13 protein-coding genes, 1 tRNA gene and 1 pseudogene are annotated in these 15,751 nt (G+C 67.7%); 6 read left to right on the top strand and 9 right to left on the bottom strand.

The features are described 5' to 3' along the window. Positions 1 to 97 precede the first annotated feature (97 nt). The 3 genes from ACE5C1_RS01690 to purL form a co-directional block, all read right to left on the bottom strand. Positions 98 to 268, bottom strand: coding sequence for a bacterioferritin-associated ferredoxin (locus ACE5C1_RS01690; RefSeq protein ID WP_374942330.1), 171 nt, complete (start codon positions 266 to 268; stop codon positions 98 to 100). A 77-nt stretch (positions 269 to 345) separates the two neighbouring features. Beyond that, on the bottom strand, positions 346 to 1,560 hold the full coding sequence (locus ACE5C1_RS01685; protein WP_374942329.1) for a DUF418 domain-containing protein: 1,215 nt from the start codon (positions 1,558 to 1,560) through the stop codon (positions 346 to 348). Next, on the bottom strand, positions 1,557 to 3,785 hold the full coding sequence (gene purL, locus ACE5C1_RS01680) for a phosphoribosylformylglycinamidine synthase subunit PurL (protein ID WP_374942328.1): 2,229 nt from the start codon (positions 3,783 to 3,785) through the stop codon (positions 1,557 to 1,559). Before purL ends, ACE5C1_RS01685 begins: the two co-directional genes overlap by 4 nt. 342 nt (positions 3,786 to 4,127) lie before the next feature. On the opposite strand from purL, the gene ACE5C1_RS01675 reads away from it, so the two are divergent. Both ACE5C1_RS01675 and ACE5C1_RS01670 read left to right on the top strand, forming a co-directional pair. Next, positions 4,128 to 4,466 carry a type II toxin-antitoxin system RelE/ParE family toxin gene (locus tag ACE5C1_RS01675; RefSeq protein ID WP_374942327.1) on the top strand — a complete coding sequence of 113 codons (339 nt, stop codon included), beginning with the start codon at positions 4,128 to 4,130 and terminating at the stop codon, positions 4,464 to 4,466. Then, entirely contained in the window at positions 4,463 to 4,771 is a 309-nt protein-coding gene (locus tag ACE5C1_RS01670; protein WP_374942326.1) for a helix-turn-helix domain-containing protein, read from the top strand. The genes ACE5C1_RS01675 and ACE5C1_RS01670 overlap by 4 nt, the downstream gene beginning before the upstream one ends. Here ACE5C1_RS01670 and map read toward each other — a convergent pair. Beyond that, a complete protein-coding gene (map, locus tag ACE5C1_RS01665) occupies positions 4,753 to 5,580 on the bottom strand; it encodes a type I methionyl aminopeptidase (RefSeq protein ID WP_374942325.1) in 828 nt (275 codons plus the stop codon). The genes ACE5C1_RS01670 and map overlap by 19 nt on opposite strands. A gap of 49 nt (positions 5,581 to 5,629) precedes the next feature. Between map and ACE5C1_RS01660 the strand changes: the two genes are divergently transcribed. Further along, entirely contained in the window at positions 5,630 to 6,400 is a 771-nt protein-coding gene (locus tag ACE5C1_RS01660) for a competence/damage-inducible protein A (RefSeq protein WP_374942324.1), read from the top strand. A 6-nt stretch (positions 6,401 to 6,406) separates the two neighbouring features. Here ACE5C1_RS01660 and ACE5C1_RS01655 read toward each other — a convergent pair whose 3' ends face one another. Then, positions 6,407 to 8,143, bottom strand: a complete 1,737-nt coding sequence (locus ACE5C1_RS01655; RefSeq protein WP_374942323.1) for a flotillin family protein — start codon at positions 8,141 to 8,143, stop codon at positions 6,407 to 6,409. A 33-nt stretch (positions 8,144 to 8,176) separates the two neighbouring features. Then, positions 8,177 to 8,797, bottom strand: coding sequence for an OB-fold-containig protein (locus tag ACE5C1_RS01650; RefSeq protein ID WP_374942322.1), 621 nt, complete (start codon positions 8,795 to 8,797; stop codon positions 8,177 to 8,179). A 159-nt stretch (positions 8,798 to 8,956) separates the two neighbouring features. Here ACE5C1_RS01650 and ACE5C1_RS01645 point away from each other — a divergent pair. From ACE5C1_RS01645 to ACE5C1_RS01635, 3 genes are all read left to right on the top strand, one after another. Next, positions 8,957 to 9,030, top strand: a tRNA-Gly gene (locus ACE5C1_RS01645). Positions 9,031 to 9,301: 271 nt separating this feature from the next. Beyond that, a complete protein-coding gene (locus ACE5C1_RS01640; protein ID WP_374942321.1) occupies positions 9,302 to 10,393 on the top strand; it encodes a catalase family protein in 1,092 nt (363 codons plus the stop codon). After that, a complete protein-coding gene (locus tag ACE5C1_RS01635; RefSeq protein ID WP_374942320.1) occupies positions 10,393 to 11,154 on the top strand; it encodes a metallophosphoesterase family protein in 762 nt (253 codons plus the stop codon). The genes ACE5C1_RS01640 and ACE5C1_RS01635 overlap by 1 nt, the downstream gene beginning before the upstream one ends. 11 nt (positions 11,155 to 11,165) lie before the next feature. On the opposite strand, the gene ACE5C1_RS01630 is transcribed toward ACE5C1_RS01635, so the two are convergent. The 3 genes and pseudogenes from ACE5C1_RS01630 to ACE5C1_RS01620 all read right to left on the bottom strand — a co-directional run. Next, positions 11,166 to 12,710, bottom strand: coding sequence for a methyl-accepting chemotaxis protein (locus ACE5C1_RS01630; protein ID WP_374942319.1), 1,545 nt, complete (start codon positions 12,708 to 12,710; stop codon positions 11,166 to 11,168). After that, positions 12,707 to 13,009, bottom strand: a complete 303-nt coding sequence (locus ACE5C1_RS01625) for a hypothetical protein (RefSeq protein ID WP_374942318.1) — start codon at positions 13,007 to 13,009, stop codon at positions 12,707 to 12,709. Before ACE5C1_RS01625 ends, ACE5C1_RS01630 begins: the two co-directional genes overlap by 4 nt. Positions 13,010 to 13,135: 126 nt before the next feature. After that, positions 13,136 to 15,751: pseudogene (locus tag ACE5C1_RS01620) on the bottom strand (DNA-directed RNA polymerase subunit beta'); the annotation flags it as partial.

Here is a 15,751-nt window from a genome sequence, read left to right as displayed (position 1 = left end):
CCGTGCCCTTTCGCTTGGGTGCCTTGTAGGCGCGCGACCCGCCGCGGATCAACCCTTCAAACCCGCAGAAATCCTCGTATTCTTGCGAGTGAGAACGCTACGCGGCCGCGCGTTCGGAGTCGATGATCGAGCGCGCGAAGGTGACGCACTGGCCGCAGCGCGCGCGGTGGCCGAGTTCGGCATAGGCGCGACACGGCGTTTCGCAGCCGGTGCGCGCGGCGGAGCGCAGATCCTTCTCGCGGATGGCATTGCAGACGCAGACGACCACGCGGCGCTCCCTCGACTCTATGGAACGTGTGTACCGCTATTGCGAGGCGCTCGCAAGCTAAATGCACATAGGTCGCATTAACTACGGAGCCCTTCGATGCGACCTTTCGCGAGCGAGCGCCAGAGCCACTCGAGCGGACCATAACGATACCGGGCGAGCCACGGCTGCGACCAGGCGAGCATCAACGCCCAGGCCGGAATAATCAGCCAGTAGAGTTCGGATCGCGACGATTGACCGAACAGGTCTAGGCCGTAGCCGTAGAAGATCGTCGTCATGACGAGCGAGGTGCCCAGATAGTTGGTGAAGGCTGCGCGTCCGGCGGCGGCGATCCGGCGGGTCAGCCATCCGCCCGGTCGCATGAGCAGGATGCCGAGTGCGGCGTAGCCGATGATCGCGGGGGTACGTATCGCGGCCGGCAGCGTCACCGCGCCGAACACGACGTCCTCCAGCGCGAAGCCGCCCGCGATTGTGTGGAGCGCTGCTGCGGCGTAGACCGGCAGCGATACGCCGAGCCCCACCGCCGCCCAGCGTGCGTAGCTTGCTCTGAGCCAGGCGCCCGTCAGGAACCCGGACTTCAGCCCCGCCATGCCGAGCAGCATCGTCGCGAGTGTCTCCGGCCCGAGGACCGGAAGCAGGGTGAGCGGGGATGTCGCCGTGTTCCAGCGCCATGCGAGGACCTCTGCGTAGCCGCCCCGCAAGGCTGCGACCTCGCGGGCGAGCTCTTGCGCGGGCGGCGCGCCGAACCCCGCCGTCATTGCGGCCAGGAAGGCGCGCGATACCGCCCCGGGGTGCGCCTGTGCCTGGATCACGCCGCCGTACAGCGCTGCGCCTTGCGCGGTCTCCCAGATGATTAGCGCCGCCGCGACCGTGACCAGCCCGCGCACCGGCATGCGCCTGAACGGGTAGGCGACGGCGCCGCAAAGCGCATAATGGGTAAGGATGTCGCCGCGCCAAAGCGCGTAGAGGTGGACCCAGCCGATCGCGAACAGCCACGCCATCCGCCGGAAATGCACCGCCGCGCCGTTCCCGCCGGCCGCCTCGGCGCGCTCGACGACAAGCAGCATCGACGCGCCGAACAGCAGCGAGAACAGCCCGCGCATCTTGCCTTCGACCAGCACGTACGTCGCGAACCACGCCGCAACGCTGGCCGGATCGGTGCCGCCCGCCGCCAGCGGCGAGAAATATGCCGCTTCGGGCAAGGCGAACGCGGGCAGGTTGGCGGCGAGGATACCCATGACCGCGATGCCGCGGAGGAAATCGAGCGTGTCGATCCGCCCGGTCGGGTCGGTCATGCGAGTGCCGCATCTGCTCCCATGAGGGCGGGGAAGAAACCTTCGTGCGCCGCCCGCAAGGCGTCGAGCGTCACTACGTCGTCGCGGTTGGGGCGCTCGAAAATCAGGCGCTTGCCGCCGGTGCGGCCCATCGGCTCGACCTCGACCCCGGCGGCATGTGCGGCGGCGAGGAAGTCCATCATGCCGTGGTCGTCGATGGTGACGATGTAGACGCCCTGGTCCTCGGCGAAGAAGGCGCGGGCGCAGTCGAAGGGTTGCTTGCGGTCGATCATCGCGCCGATGTTGCCGGCGAGCGCCATCTCCGCGATCGCGACCGCGACACCGCCGTCGGACACGTCGTGGACCGCGGTGAGCTGACCCGCGGCGATCCCTGCGCGGATGAGGTCGCCGGTGCGGCGTTCGGCGGCGAGGTCGACGGGCGGGGGCGGGCCTGCGTCGGCGCCTTCGCGGGCGTGGCATTCGCGCAGCCAGAGCGACTGGCCGAGATGGCCGCCGCGGGTTCCCACTGCCAGAATGATGTCGCCGGTGTCCTTGAACGCGATCGTCGCCGACTTCGTCCAGTCGGCGAGCAGCCCGACGCCGCCGATCGCGGGGGTGGGCAGGATGGCGGAGCCGCCGCCCGTCGCCTTGCTCTCATTGTAAAGGCTGACGTTGCCCGAGACGATCGGATAGTCGAGCGCGCGGCACGCCTCCGCCATGCCTTCGATGCAGCCGACGAGCTGCCCCATGATCTCCGGGCGCTCGGGGTTGGCGAAGTTGAGGCAGTCGGTCGCCGCCAAGGGCGTGGCGCCGACCGCGGTGAGGTTGCGCCACGTCTCGGCGATCGCCTGTTTGCCGCCCTCGCGCGGATCGGCGAAGCAGTAGCGCGGGGTGCAGTCGGTGGTGATTGCCAGCGCCTTGCTCGTGCCGTGGACGCGCACCACCGCGGCGTCGCCGCCGGGGCGCTGAACGGTGTCGGCGCCGACCTGGGTGTCGTATTGCTCCCAGATCCAGCGGCGGCTGGCGAGATCGGGACTGGCCATCAGCTTGAGCAGGTCCGCGGCGATGTCGCGGGTGGAGAGGCCGCCGGGCAGGGGGGCGGGGGACCGGGTGGGGACGTGCGGGCGGTCGTAGCAGGGCGCGTCGTCAGCGAGCGGTCCGAGCGGGATGTCGCACACCACTTCGCCCTTGTGGCGCAGCACCATGCGGCCGGTGTCGGTGACCCGCCCGATCACCGCGAAATCGAGCTCCCATTTGCGGAAGATCGCCTCCGCCTCGGCCTCGCGGCCGGGTTTGAGGACCATGAGCATGCGCTCCTGGCTTTCGGACAGCATCATCTCGTACGCGGTCATGCCGGTTTCGCGTTGGGGCACGTCGTCCATCACCAGCTCGATGCCGACGCCGCCCTTGGATGCCATCTCGACCGAGGAGGAGGTGAGGCCCGCGGCGCCCATGTCCTGAATCGCGACGATGACGTCGGTCGCCATCAGCTCCAGGCACGCCTCGATCAGCAGTTTCTCGGTGAAGGGGTCGCCGACCTGGACGGTGGGGCGCTTGGCGTCCGAGTCCTCGCCGAAGTCGGCCGAGGCCATCGTCGCGCCGTGGATGCCGTCGCGGCCGGTCTTCGAGCCGTCGTAGACGATCGGATTGCCGATGCCGCTGGCCGCGCTGTAGAAGATCTTGTCCTGATCCGCGACGCCGACGGTCATCGCGTTGACAAGGATGTTGCCGTCGTAGGCCTTGTGAAAGTTGACCTCGCCGCCGACGGTGGGGACGCCGACGCAATTGCCGTACCCGCCGATGCCATGGACGACGCCCGCGATCAGGTGGCGCATCTTGGGGTGATCCGGCGAGCCGAAGCGCAGCGCGTTCATGTTGGCGACCGGGCGTGCGCCCATCGTGAAGACGTCGCGCAGGATGCCGCCGACCCCGGTTGCCGCGCCCTGGTACGGTTCGATGTACGATGGGTGGTTGTGGCTCTCCATCTTGAAGATCGCGGCCTGGCCGTCGCCGATGTCGACCACGCCCGCGTTCTCGCCAGGGCCGCAGATGACCTGGGGGCCGGTGGTGGGAAGCTTTTTCAGGTGGATGCGGCTCGATTTGTAGCTGCAATGCTCGGACCACATGACCGAGAAGATGCCGAGCTCGACGAGGTTGGGCTCGCGGCCGAGCGCGTGGAGGACGCGGTCGTACTCGTCGGGGGAGAGGCCGTGGTCGGCGACGATCTGGGGGGTGATCTGGGGCATGGCGGGGGCATAGCGGTGCGGGCGGCCCGCGTCATCCGCCGTGCGCGGTGAAGGTGAGGCTAAGGTGAGGCCAATGACGTCAATCGTCCGCGCGAAAGGTCACTGGAAAGTCGCATCCAACAGGGGTTCGCTCCTGACCGATGTTGTCGAAGGTGACGCGTATCGTGCGTGATGAAATTGCATCGGGCGCTTCGATCGGTTCGGCTTGCGTACGCTTGAGAAAGAGCAGGCACGGAGTCGCCGAGCCGCGGCAAGGATGGCACGGCTTGCAAGCTGTAGGACAGACAAAAACGACCGGACATCGCCTTGACGTCCATACGGCATTGCCGCATAGTCCGGCTGATGCACACGGTCGTCGAGACGAGCGCCTATCTTCGTGCTGCAAAGCTCGCCGGTATCGAAGAGGGTGAGCAGCAAGCCATCGTGGACATGATCGCCGCCAATCCCGAAGCCGGCGAGATCATGCCGGGGTGCGGTGGTGCCCGCAAGCTGCGGGTCGCCCGGCCCGGCGGCGGAAAGTCGGGCGGGTACCGCGCCGTGACGTATTTTGGCGGGAAGAATACGCCGGTGTTTCTGCTGACGATATTCCCGAAGAACGTGAAGACCAATCTGACCAAGGCCGAGCAGAACGCTTTTGCCGACGTCTGTAAACGACTGACCGGCAGACTGGGAGCATCATGATGGCGCGCAAGGCATTCGAGATGATGATGGAGGGCATGGCGGACGCCATCGCGTATGTCGAAGGTGACCAGTCCCGGGGCCGCGTTGCCGAGCCGATCGACGTGAAGACCGTGCGCGCCAGGACCAAGAAGAGCCAGACCGAGTTTGCCAGGACGTTTCGCCTGCCGATCGGCACGGTTAGGGATTGGGAGCAGCGGCGCCGCCGGCCGGATGCGCCGGCGCGCGTTCTGCTGGGAATGATCGAGGCGGACCCGGAAGGGGTCGAACGGCTGGTCGCTAAATTGCCTTACCCGTACGGCGGCTGATTGTACCCCGCGGGTGAGAGGGTGAAGATCTCGCAGCCCTCTTCGGTGATCCCCACCGAATGTTCGAACTGCGCGCTGAGCGAGCGGTCGCGGGTCACCGCGGTCCAGCCGTCGTCGAGGAGCTTCACGTCGGCGCGGCCGGTGTTGATCATCGGTTCGATGGTAAAGATCATGCCGGGCCGCAGTTCGGGGCCGGTGCCGGGTTTGCCCGCATGCACGACTTCGGGCGCGTCGTGGAACAGGCGGCCGACGCCGTGGCCGCAGAAATCGCGGACCACGCCGTAGCGGTGGCGCTCGGCGTGGCGCTGGATGGCGTTGGCGACGTCGCCCATGCGGTTGCCGGGGCGCGCCTGCTCGATGCCGAGCATCAGGCATTCGTAGGTCACCTCGACCAGCCTCCGCGCCTTGAGGGGCACGTCGCCGATCAGGTACATGCGGCTCGAATCGCCGTGCCAGCCATCCAGGATCGGGGTGACGTCGACGTTGACGATGTCGCCCGATTTCAGCGTCTTTTCGCCCGGAATGCCGTGGCAGACGACGTGGTTGATCGAGATGCAGCTGCTGTGCGTATAACCGCGGTAGCCGAGCGTCGCGGGCACGGCATCGTTCGCCATGACGAAATCGTAGATCAGCCGGTCGATCTCCGCGGTCGAGACGCCGGGCACCATGTGCGGCACGAGCATGTCGAGCGTCGCCGCGGCCAGCCGCCCAGCCTTGTGCATGCCCACAAAAGCTGCGGGGCCGTGGAGCTTGATCGCGCCGGTGCGCGCGTTAGGGGCGTCGCTGGTGACGGTGGCATATTCGGTCATTGTGACGATATAGCGTGGCGATCCGGGGTTTGCGAGACTATGCGGGCCCATGGGTGACGAACGGATCTGGACCGCCGGGCTGGTGGTCATCGGCGACGAAATCCTGTCGGGGCGCACCCAGGACAGGAACATCGCGCAGCTCGCCGCGTGGCTGAACGTCCAGGGCATCCGGCTGCACGAGGTGCGCGTCGTCGGCGACACGACGCCGGCGATCGTCGAGGCGGTGAATGCGTTGCGTTCGGCATGCGATTATTGCTTCACCACCGGCGGCATCGGACCGACCCACGACGACATCACCGTCGATGCGATCGCGCAGGCGTTGGGAGTCGGCGTCGTCCATCATCCCGCGGCGATGGCGATCCTGAAGGCCTATTACGCCACCCGCGGCGGCTTGAGCGAGGCGCGGGCGCGGATGGCGCGGGTGCCCGACGGCGCGGCGCTGATCGAGAACCGCGTGTCGGGCGCGCCGGGCATCCGCATCGGCAACGTCTTCATCATGGCGGGCGTGCCGCACATCACCGCCGGGATGCTCGACGCGCTGACCGGCACGCTGGAGGGCGGGCGCCCGGTGGTGTCGCGCACGATCGGCTGCTGGGTCGCCGAGAGCGAGGTCGCGGACCTGCTGCGCGCGGTCGAGAAGGCGCACCGCGGCGGCGGCGCGGAGGTCGCGATCGGCAGCTATCCGTTCTTCCGCGACGGACGCACGGGCGCCAATTTCGTCGTCCGCAGCCCCGATCCGAACGCGGCCGACGCGTGTCTGGCCGACCTCGCCGCGCGGTTGGAGGCGACGGGTCGTGAGGTCGTGGCCGACGGGATCTGACCAGGGTCAGGCCGCGTCGCGCGCGGCCCCGTTGCCGTTGAGCGCCTTGATCTGCGGGGCTTGCGGCGGGTTTTCTGCCGAGCTTCGTTCGATTCCCTGGCTGCCCGCCAGCATCCCATTCAGCGAGCCGCCCGCCATGCCGAGCTCGGCCATCAGCCCGTCGATCAGCGGGCCGCCGACGCGGTAGCGCATCGCGGCGGCGACCGCGGCGTCGGCGAGGTTGCCTTGGCCGCCGCCGGGTGCGCCGTCGGCAGCACCGTCGCCGTGGAGGCCGCGCGCGTCGAGGATGCTGATCCGGTCGATATTCTCCATCGGCTTGGCTGCCGCGGCGATGATGGCGGGCAGCGCCTCCAGCATCGCCTTGCGCACCAGCAACGCGGTCTGCGCATCGCTCAGCAGGTTGGTCGCCTCGTTAAGCGAGGCCTGACCCGCCGCGTCGACCTTGAAGGCGGCCTCGCGGCCCTCAGCGCGCGCCTTTTCGGCGTCGGCCTCGGCGGTCGCTTCGGTGCGCAGCGCGCTGGCGCGGGCCTCGGCGGCTTCCTTTTCGGCCGAAGCGGCGACGGTGATGCCGACCGCTTCCTCCTGCGCGCGCTGAGTGGCGGCGATGACCGCGACGTTCTTGTTGCGATTGGCGATCTCGGTCGCCTTGGCGGTGGCGACGCTTTCCTCGGCGCGGACGGCGAGCGCGCGCGCCTCGTTGGCCGCCGCCGTCGCGGTCGATTCCTCCTCGGACTTCTGGGCGGTCTGGACGGCGGTGGTGATCCGCGCGATCTCGATGGTGCGGTCGCGCTCGATCGTCGCGGTCTGGATCGCGCCGTCGCGCGCGATCGTGGCGGTCTTGACGATCTTGTCGGCCTCGGTCTGCGCGACGGTTTGCGCTTGCATGGCGGTGATCCGCGCGATCTCGGCGAGGCGGGTCTGCTCGGCCTCGGCGGTGGCGATCGCGGTCGCCTGTTCGGCGCGGCGGGCGGACAGGGTCTGCTCCTGCAACAACCGCGCCTGTTCGGCCGCCTGGGCGATCTCGAGCGACTGGTTGTTGGCATCCAGGTTGCGCTGCTCGATCTCGACCCGGTTGGTGGCGACGATGTCGTTCCTGATCTTCTTGCGCTCCTCGATCGTCCGCGTGAGCACGGTCAGCCCCTCGGCATCGAAAGCGTTGTTCTCGTTGAAATGCTCGAACGCGGTCTGATCGAAATGGGTGATGCTGACCGATTCGAGCTGGAAACCGTTCATGTCCAGATCGGTCATCAGCGCCTCCTGCACCTTCTGGATGAAGTCGGCGCGGTTGGCGTGGAGGTGCTCCATCGTCATCGTCGCCGCGACCGAGCGCAGCGCGGAGACGAGCTTGCCGTCGAGCAACGACTTCACCGCATCGGGGCTGTTGACCGAATCGCCCAAGGTCTGCGCGGCGGCGGCGATCGATTCGGCATCGGGCTTCACCTTGATGTGGAACAGCCCGACGACGTCGACGCGCAGCTTGTCGAGGGTGATGAGCGCGTCCTTGTTGAGCCGCGACACCTCCAGCTTCACCGTCGTCAGACGAACCTGCATCAATTCGTGGAGCACCGGGATGACCATGATGCCGCCGTTCAGCACCACCTTCTCGCCGCCGAAGCCGGTGCGGATCAGCGCCACGTCCTTGGTCGCGCGGCGATACAGGCGGGTGAGGATGATGCCGATGACGACGAGCGCGATCAGGACGATGCCGGCGTAGATCAGGATGGTCACGAGCGATGCGGGCATGAAGGCCTCTCCGAATGAGCAGGTCGATGTGGATCAGAAGGGTTGCAGAAGCGTGTTCGTGTCGGCGACGGCGAAGAACAACTTGCCCTCCCGTCGAACGAGCAGCGCGGTTTCGCCGTGCGCTATGGTGCCGGCGTCGTCGTGCGGCTCGACCATGACGAAATGCGCCTGGCCATGCCGGTCGACGACCTTGGCGCGCGTGGGCGCGCCGCGGCGGGCTGTGCCTTCCAGCACGGTGCCGCGGCGGCGCAGCAGCTCGTCGGTGGCGATGGCGGTCGTCTCGAAGCCCGGCATGATTCGCGCGAGGCCGTTGGCGGCAAGTGTGTTGAGCAGCGCCCCCGCGACCGCCGCCGCGGCCGATGCGAGGCCCCACGCGATCGGCGCGCCGGTCGCCGCGGTCGCGACCTGCTGCACCGCGATCCCCGTCAGCGTGAAGCATCCGAGCAGCGACGTGAGCCAGACCAGGATCGGCAATTCGCCGCCCAGACCGAGCCAATCGAGGACGCCGCCGTGATCGACACCGCCGTCCATCCCGCCGTCCAGATCGAGATGCCCGAGGCCCAGCCCGACCGCCTCGATCAGGCCGATGCCGATCATGACGGCAAAGGCGATCGCGAACGGCGCATAGGCCGGCGTCAGCAGCAGCGCGAACATCGCGGTCCGCCGGGTCTTAGCGTTATCATCGATCCTGTCCCCCGGTTGAAGGCTAAGGCATCGGTGGGGGAGGCACAACAGGCAGCGGCGGCACGTCGGCGCCGACCGTCGCGGGCGTCTTGCACCGCGCGGCACCTGCGGTTACACCAAGGGCGTGCCGCGGGTGTAGCTCAATGGCAGAGCAGAAGCTTCCCAAGCTTACGACGAGGGTTCGATTCCCTTCACCCGCTCCATTTTCATGGTAAATCGCGAGCCCTCGGTTGTTTGAGGTCGCTTCGCCTTGCCGGGCTGCGCTTTGGGGTTCGATTCCCTTCACCCGCTCGCCGCAGCGCGCGCCTTAGGCGCGAGATGCGCAAGTCCGGCCGGCGTCGCGCAGCTACGGTCGACGACGCGGCTCCGCCGCGGCGCCGTTCAACTCGATATGGTTCCTAGGTTATAGTTTCAATCCGGGAACAGCCCCGCGCTCCGGCGGTTTGACGAAGCGAACCGCCCGGAGATGCCCGCATGACCAGCCCTGTCCGTTACGCCCCGTCCGTGGAGACAGTGGAACCCGACGAAGCTGAGACCGTCCGCGATCTGGAGGCGTCGTTCAAGGAGATCCTGGATACCACGTCGAAGGATTACGGCCACGCGGTCCGTTCGGTCCACGCCAAGGCGCACGGCATCGCCAAGGGCACGCTGAGCGTGAAGGGCGGGCTGCCGCCCGAACTGGCGCAGGGGCTGTTCGCGACGCCTGGCGAGCACGAGGCGATTCTGCGGATTTCGACCAATCCGGGCGACATTCTCGACGATTCGATCGCACTGCCCCGTGGCTTGGCGCTCAAGGTGCTCGGGGTGGACGGCGCGCGGGTCGCGGGGTCCGAGGGCGACACGACGCAGGACTTCATCATGGTCAACGGCCCCGTGTTCAACGCGCCCGATCCCAAGGCGTTCGCCAAGAACCTGAAGCTGCTCGCCAAGACCACGGACAAGGGCGAGAGCGGCAAGAAGCTGCTGTCCGGCATCCTGCGCGGGGTCGAGGCGACGCTGGAGGCGGTCGGGTTGGAATCGGCGACGCTCCAGCAATTGGGCGGCGCACCGCAGGTCCATCCGCTCGGCGAGACCTATTACAGCCAGACCGCCTTTCGCTACGGCGACCACATCGCCAAGTTCGCGCTGGTGCCCGTGTCGCCTGCGCTGACCCAGCTGACCGGCGACACCGTCAACGTCACCGCGGACCGGCCCGACGCACTGCGTGAGGTCGTGCGCGAGGTGATGATCGAGCAGGGCGGCACATGGGAGTTGCGCGTCCAGCTCAACACCGATCTGGACGCGATGCCGGTCGAGGACCCGACGGAGGAGTGGGACGAGAAGGCGAGCCCGTACGTGACGGTCGCCACCCTGGTCGCGCCGCCGCAATTGTCGTGGACCCCCGGCGAGACCGAGGGCCTCGACGATGCGCTGGCCTATAGCGTCTGGAATGCGCTCGACGCGCACCGCCCGCTCGGCGGCGTCAATCGGGTGCGCAAGGACACCTATACGTTCTCGCAGGATTATCGCGGGCGGTTCAACGGCTGTCCGCTGCACCAGCCCAAGACTCTCGACGAACTGGCCTGATGGGGCTGCGGCTGTTCCACGTCAGCGACGTGCATTTCGGCGCGGAGGACCCGGCGGCGATCGCCTGGTTCTCCGCGCTGGTCGCCGAGGAAAAGCCCGATGCGGTGGTGATGACCGGCGACCTGACGATGCGCGCGACTCCGAATGAGTTCCAGGCGGGCGGCGACTGGCTGCGCTCGCTCGGGGTGCCGGTGACGCTGGAGGTCGGCAATCACGACATCCCCTATTATTGGGATCCGTTCCGCCGGCTGTTCGCACCCTATCAGCGCTACGCCGCGGTCGAAAAGATGATCGAGCGGCCGCTGGAGCTTCCCGGCGTCACCATCGTGCCGCTGAAGACGACCGCGCGGGCGCAGTGGCGACTGAACTGGTCGAAGGGCCGGGTGAGCACCGGATCGCTTCACCGCGCGCTGGCGATGATCGCCGAGGTGCCGAAGCAGAACCTGATCTTCGTCGCGGCGCACCACCCGCTGATCGAAGGCGGGACGAAGGGCACCGCCAGCACCCGCCGTGGCGATGTGGCGCTGACCGCGCTTGCCGAGGCCGGTGCGCATGCGGTGCTGTCGGGGCATGTCCACGATCCGTTCGACGTCCCCGTCACGCGCGCAGGGCGGACGATCCGGATGATCGGCGCGGGGACTCTGTCGAAACGGGTGCGCAGCACGCCGCCGGCGTTCAACGAGATCCGGATCGAGGGCAGCGCGTTCGAGGCGATCGCGCGGACGTTGTCGCCGGAGCCGGACCGGGTCCTGGTGGGATAGGTCGCTAGCCGCTACGCAGCCTTCATCTTGGCGACGAACTGGTCGGTTGCCGTACGCAATTGGCCGGCCGTGCTCGACAAGCCGCTTGCCGCGGTTGCAACGATCGCGGAGAGGCTCGCGGTATCGGCCGCGACCCTGGCGACACCCTGGAAATCCTCGGCCATCGCGTCGATCCCTGCGGCCGTATCCTGCGCGGTCGCTTGGATTGCGGTCGCGGCATGGCGATGATGCTCGACCTCGTCGCGGATCGTGCCGGCCGCATCCGCCAGCTGACCGATGCTGCCGGCGATCTTGCCCAATGCATCGTGCGCGAGTGCCGCATTGGCCTCGGCCGAACCCGCAAGCGAACGGATGTTGCTTGAGGCAGCGTCGGCCTGTCCGGCCAGCTGCTTGACCTCGCCCGCGACCACGGCGAAGCCGTTGCCGGCGACGCCTGCACGTGCCGCTTCGATCGTCGCGTTCAGTGCCAGCAGGTTGGTGCGCCCGGCAATGGCGTGGATCGCGCTGGCAAAAGTGCCGATCGTCTGCGTTCGCTCGACCAGCGCGGCGACGGTCGCGTGGCTGGCGCCCGATGCTGCGCGTGCCTCACTGCCCAACACGACCTGCTGCTCGGCGCTGCTCGCGATCGACGTCACCGCATCGCTCAGCGCATGGATTTGTTGCCCGAGGCGGGCGGCATTGTTCAACGAACGCGATGCGGTCGTCGCACTTGTCCCGGTCTTGCGGGTCGTCGTTTGCGCCAGGTCATCGAGCGCGCGGGCCGATGCGTCGAGGTGTGCCGCCGCCGATCCGACCGAATCGACGATGTCGGCAACGGACGCCCGGAACGCCTCGGCCAGGGCGGCCATTTCGGTCCGGCGGTCGGCGGCGGCGCATCGCTCCAGCTGGATGCGCCGCGCGCGCTCGGCGTCGGCGCGTCGTTCGGCTTCGGACGCGCTGGTCAACGCCGCTTCCATGCGGTCGCGGCTCCCGATCGCCTCGACCGCATCGTGCTCGCTTTGCAGGCGCGCCTCCTGCTGGCGGATCATGAGGCGGCGCAGCTGCGTGGTGACATAGGCCAGGACCGCGAATTGCAGCGCCACGGCAGCGGCATGGAAGACGACCCGCCCGAGATTGCCGGTGCCGGTGAAGACCCAGCCGGGCGCTGCCACTTGCAACGTCAGATGATGCAGCGCGATCAGCCCGGCGGCGAGCGCGATCGGACGCCAGTCGCACAGCATCACGAGCGCCGCGAGCGCCACGAAGAAGTACATGTGCGCGTCCATCTGCCACGGGTCGCCGCGCAACAGGTAGATCGCCAATGCGGGGTGGGCGGCCGCAAGCGTGCCGCACAGCAGCCGCGCGACGCCGTCATGCCGCCCACGCAATGCCATGACCGTCGGCGCGACGTTGACCGCAGCGGCGGCGACGATGGCGGGTATCGTGCCGTCCATGTCGCGCCACCATCCCATTACCGCGAGCACGAGTGTCGCGATCCAGCCGGCGCTGGCCGCAAAGCGGACGCCACGCGCGCGAAAGGCGTCGAGATCGGTCTGTCCGGCGCGCACGCCGGTCATGCGCCGCAGCCCGCGGCCGGAGCGGCGAGGACCAGGATGCCGGCCGCCAGCATCGGCGCGATCAGCGCGTCGCGTTCGCCGCGCACGACGTAGGATCGCGGCAGCGGACCCGGCGCGACGAGCCATGCTCCGGCTGCCAGGGCTGTGTCTATCGTCCGCTCCGCCGGCGCATGACCAAGCGGGACGAGCAGCAGCATGCCCGAGCGCGGCGGCCATCCGGCGAGCAGGCATACGGTCAGCGCCAGCAGTGCAAGCTGGAGGATCATCCAGCGCGAGGTCGGCGGTTGCGGATAGGTCATGGTTCGATAGCACTACCCGCCATCAGTGAGATAGTGGTTAAGGCGCCGGCAACCCCCCACACGAAAAAGCCGCCGCCCGGCTTTCCGAGCGGCGGCTTATCCGAACCTCAGCGGTGATCCCGGCGATCAGTCGTTGAGATACTCGCCCGCATCGGCATCGGTGCCGGTGCCCGAGGTCACCACCTCGGCGAGCGCGTCGTCGCCGGTGCCGGCGTCCTCGCGCGGGGTGCGCGCCTTTTCGGCGGCACGCTGTTCGGCGGCGCTGAGCGGGGCGACGATCACCTCGGCGAGGCGCTTCTGCTGCGCGCGGAGCGCCACGTCACGGCTGGTGGCCGCCACGCGCAGGCGGTTCATGCCCGCACCGGTGCCCGCCGGGATCAGGCGGCCGACGATGACGTTCTCCTTCAGGCCCATCAGCGTGTCCTGCTTGCCCTGAACCGCCGCCTCGGTGAGGACGCGGGTGGTCTCCTGGAACGACGCCGCCGAGATGAAGCTGCGGGTCTGCAGCGACGCCTTGGTGATGCCGAGCAGGACGGGCTTGCCCTGTGCACGCGTCTGGTTCTTGTCGAGCTTCTCGTTGGTCGCGTCCATTTCCTCGCGGTCGACCTGCTCGCCCTTCAGCAGCGTGGTGTCGCCGCCGTCGGTGATCTCGACCTTCTGGAGCATCTGGCGGACGATCGTCTCGATATGCTTGTCGTTGATCTTCACGCCCTGGAGACGATAGACCTCCTGGATCTCCGACACGAGGTATTCCGCCAGCGGTTCTACCCCCATCGTCTCCAGGATGTCGTGCGGATCGGGCGAACCGCCGATCAGATTGTCGCCGCGCTTGACGTAATCGCCCTCCTGGACGTCGATGACCTTGGACTTGGGCACCAGATACTCGACGACCTCGCCGCCATCCTCGGGCTGGATGCCGATCTTGCGCTTGGCCTTGTAATCCTTGCCGAACACGACGCGGCCCGAAACCTTGGCGATGATCGCCGAGTCCTTGGGGATACGCGCCTCGAACAGCTCGGCCACCCGCGGCAGACCGCCGGTGATGTCGCGGGTCTTGGCCGATTCACGGCTGACGCGCGCCAGCACGTCGCCGCCCTGGACCTGCGCACCGTCCTCGACCGACAGCGTCGCGCCGGAGACTAGCATGTAGCGGCCGGCTTCGCCCGAAGCATCGTCGAGCAGGGTCAGACGCGGACGCAGATCCTCCTTGGTCTTGGTCGAGGTGCGATACTCGATCACCACCCGCTGCGAGATGCCGGTCGCTTCGTCGGTCTGCTCGGTGAGCGTCTTGCCCTCGATCAGGTCGACGAACTTCACGGTGCCCGGGTTCTCGGTGATGACCGGCATCGTGAACGGGTCCCATTCCGCCATCCGGTCGCCCTTTTCGACGATGTGACCGTCGTCGAACAGGACATACGCGCCGTAAGGGATACGATGGGTCGACAGTTCGCGGCCGTCCATGTCGGTAATGACGATCTCACCCGAACGGCTGAGCACGACGCGGCGGCCGCGCTGGTCGACGATGATGCGCAGGTCCTTGTAGCTGGCGGTGCCGTCGACCGGCGCCTCCAGGTTCGACTGCTCGTTCAGCTGCGCCGCGCCGCCGATGTGGAACGTCCGCATCGTCAGCTGGGTGCCGGGCTCGCCGATCGACTGCGCCGCGATGACGCCGACCGCCTCGCCGATGTTCACCGGGGTGCCGCGGGCAAGATCACGCCCGTAGCACTTGCCGCAGACGCCGATCTTCGATTCACACACCAGCGGCGAGCGAATCTTGCAGCCCTGCAAGCCGATCGCCTCGATCCGCACGATCATCGCCTCGTCGAGCAACGTGCCCGTCGGGATGATGATTTCGCCGGTCTTGCTGTCGACGATGTCCTCCGCGGTGGTGCGGCCGAGAATACGCTCGCCGAGCGACGCGATGGTCGAGCCTCCTTGCACGATCGCCTTCATCTCCAGCGCGCGCTCGGTGCCGCAATCCTCCTCGATGATGACGCAGTCCTGCGACACGTCGACGAGGCGGCGGGTGAGGTAGCCCGAATTGGCGGTCTTCAACGCCGTATCCGCGAGGCCCTTGCGCGCGCCGTGGGTGGAGTTGAAATATTCGAGGACGGTGAGACCCTCCTTGAAGTTCGAGATGATCGGCGTTTCGATGATCTCTCCGCTAGGCTTGGCCATCAGCCCGCGCATGCCGGCGAGCTGCTTGATCTGCGCCTGGCTACCGCGCGCACCCGAATGCGCCATCATGTAGATCGAGTTGATCGGCTTCTCGCGGCCCGCATTGGGGCCGTCCTCATACTTCTTCACCGATCGGATTTCGTCCATCATGGCCGAGGCCACCTGGTCGCCGCAACGGCTCCAGGCGTCGATGACCTTGTTGTATTTCTCCTGCTGGGTGATGAGCCCGTCCTGATACTGCTGCTCGAAATCCTTCACGAGACCGCGGGTGTCGTCGACGAGACCGACTTTGGCGTCCGGGATGATCATGTCGTCCTTGCCGAACGAGATGCCCGCCTTGAACGCGTGGCGGAAGCCCAATGCCATGATCGCGTCGGCGAACAGCACGGTCTCCTTCTGGCCGGTATGGCGATAGACCTCGTCGATGACGTCGCCGACATCCTTCTTGGTCAGCAGCCGGTTGACCGTCTCGAACGGCACCTTCGACGACTTGGGCAGCGTCTCGCCGAGCAGCATGCGGCCCGGGGTCGTCTCGTAGCGCTTGAGGTATTGCTTGCCCGCCTC

The organism is Sphingomonas sp. (assembly GCF_964263785.1).
Taxonomy (GTDB): domain Bacteria; phylum Pseudomonadota; class Alphaproteobacteria; order Sphingomonadales; family Sphingomonadaceae; genus Sphingomonas.
Note: the sequence above shows the minus strand (reverse complement) of the source record. Positions and strands in the feature narration are given on the sequence as shown.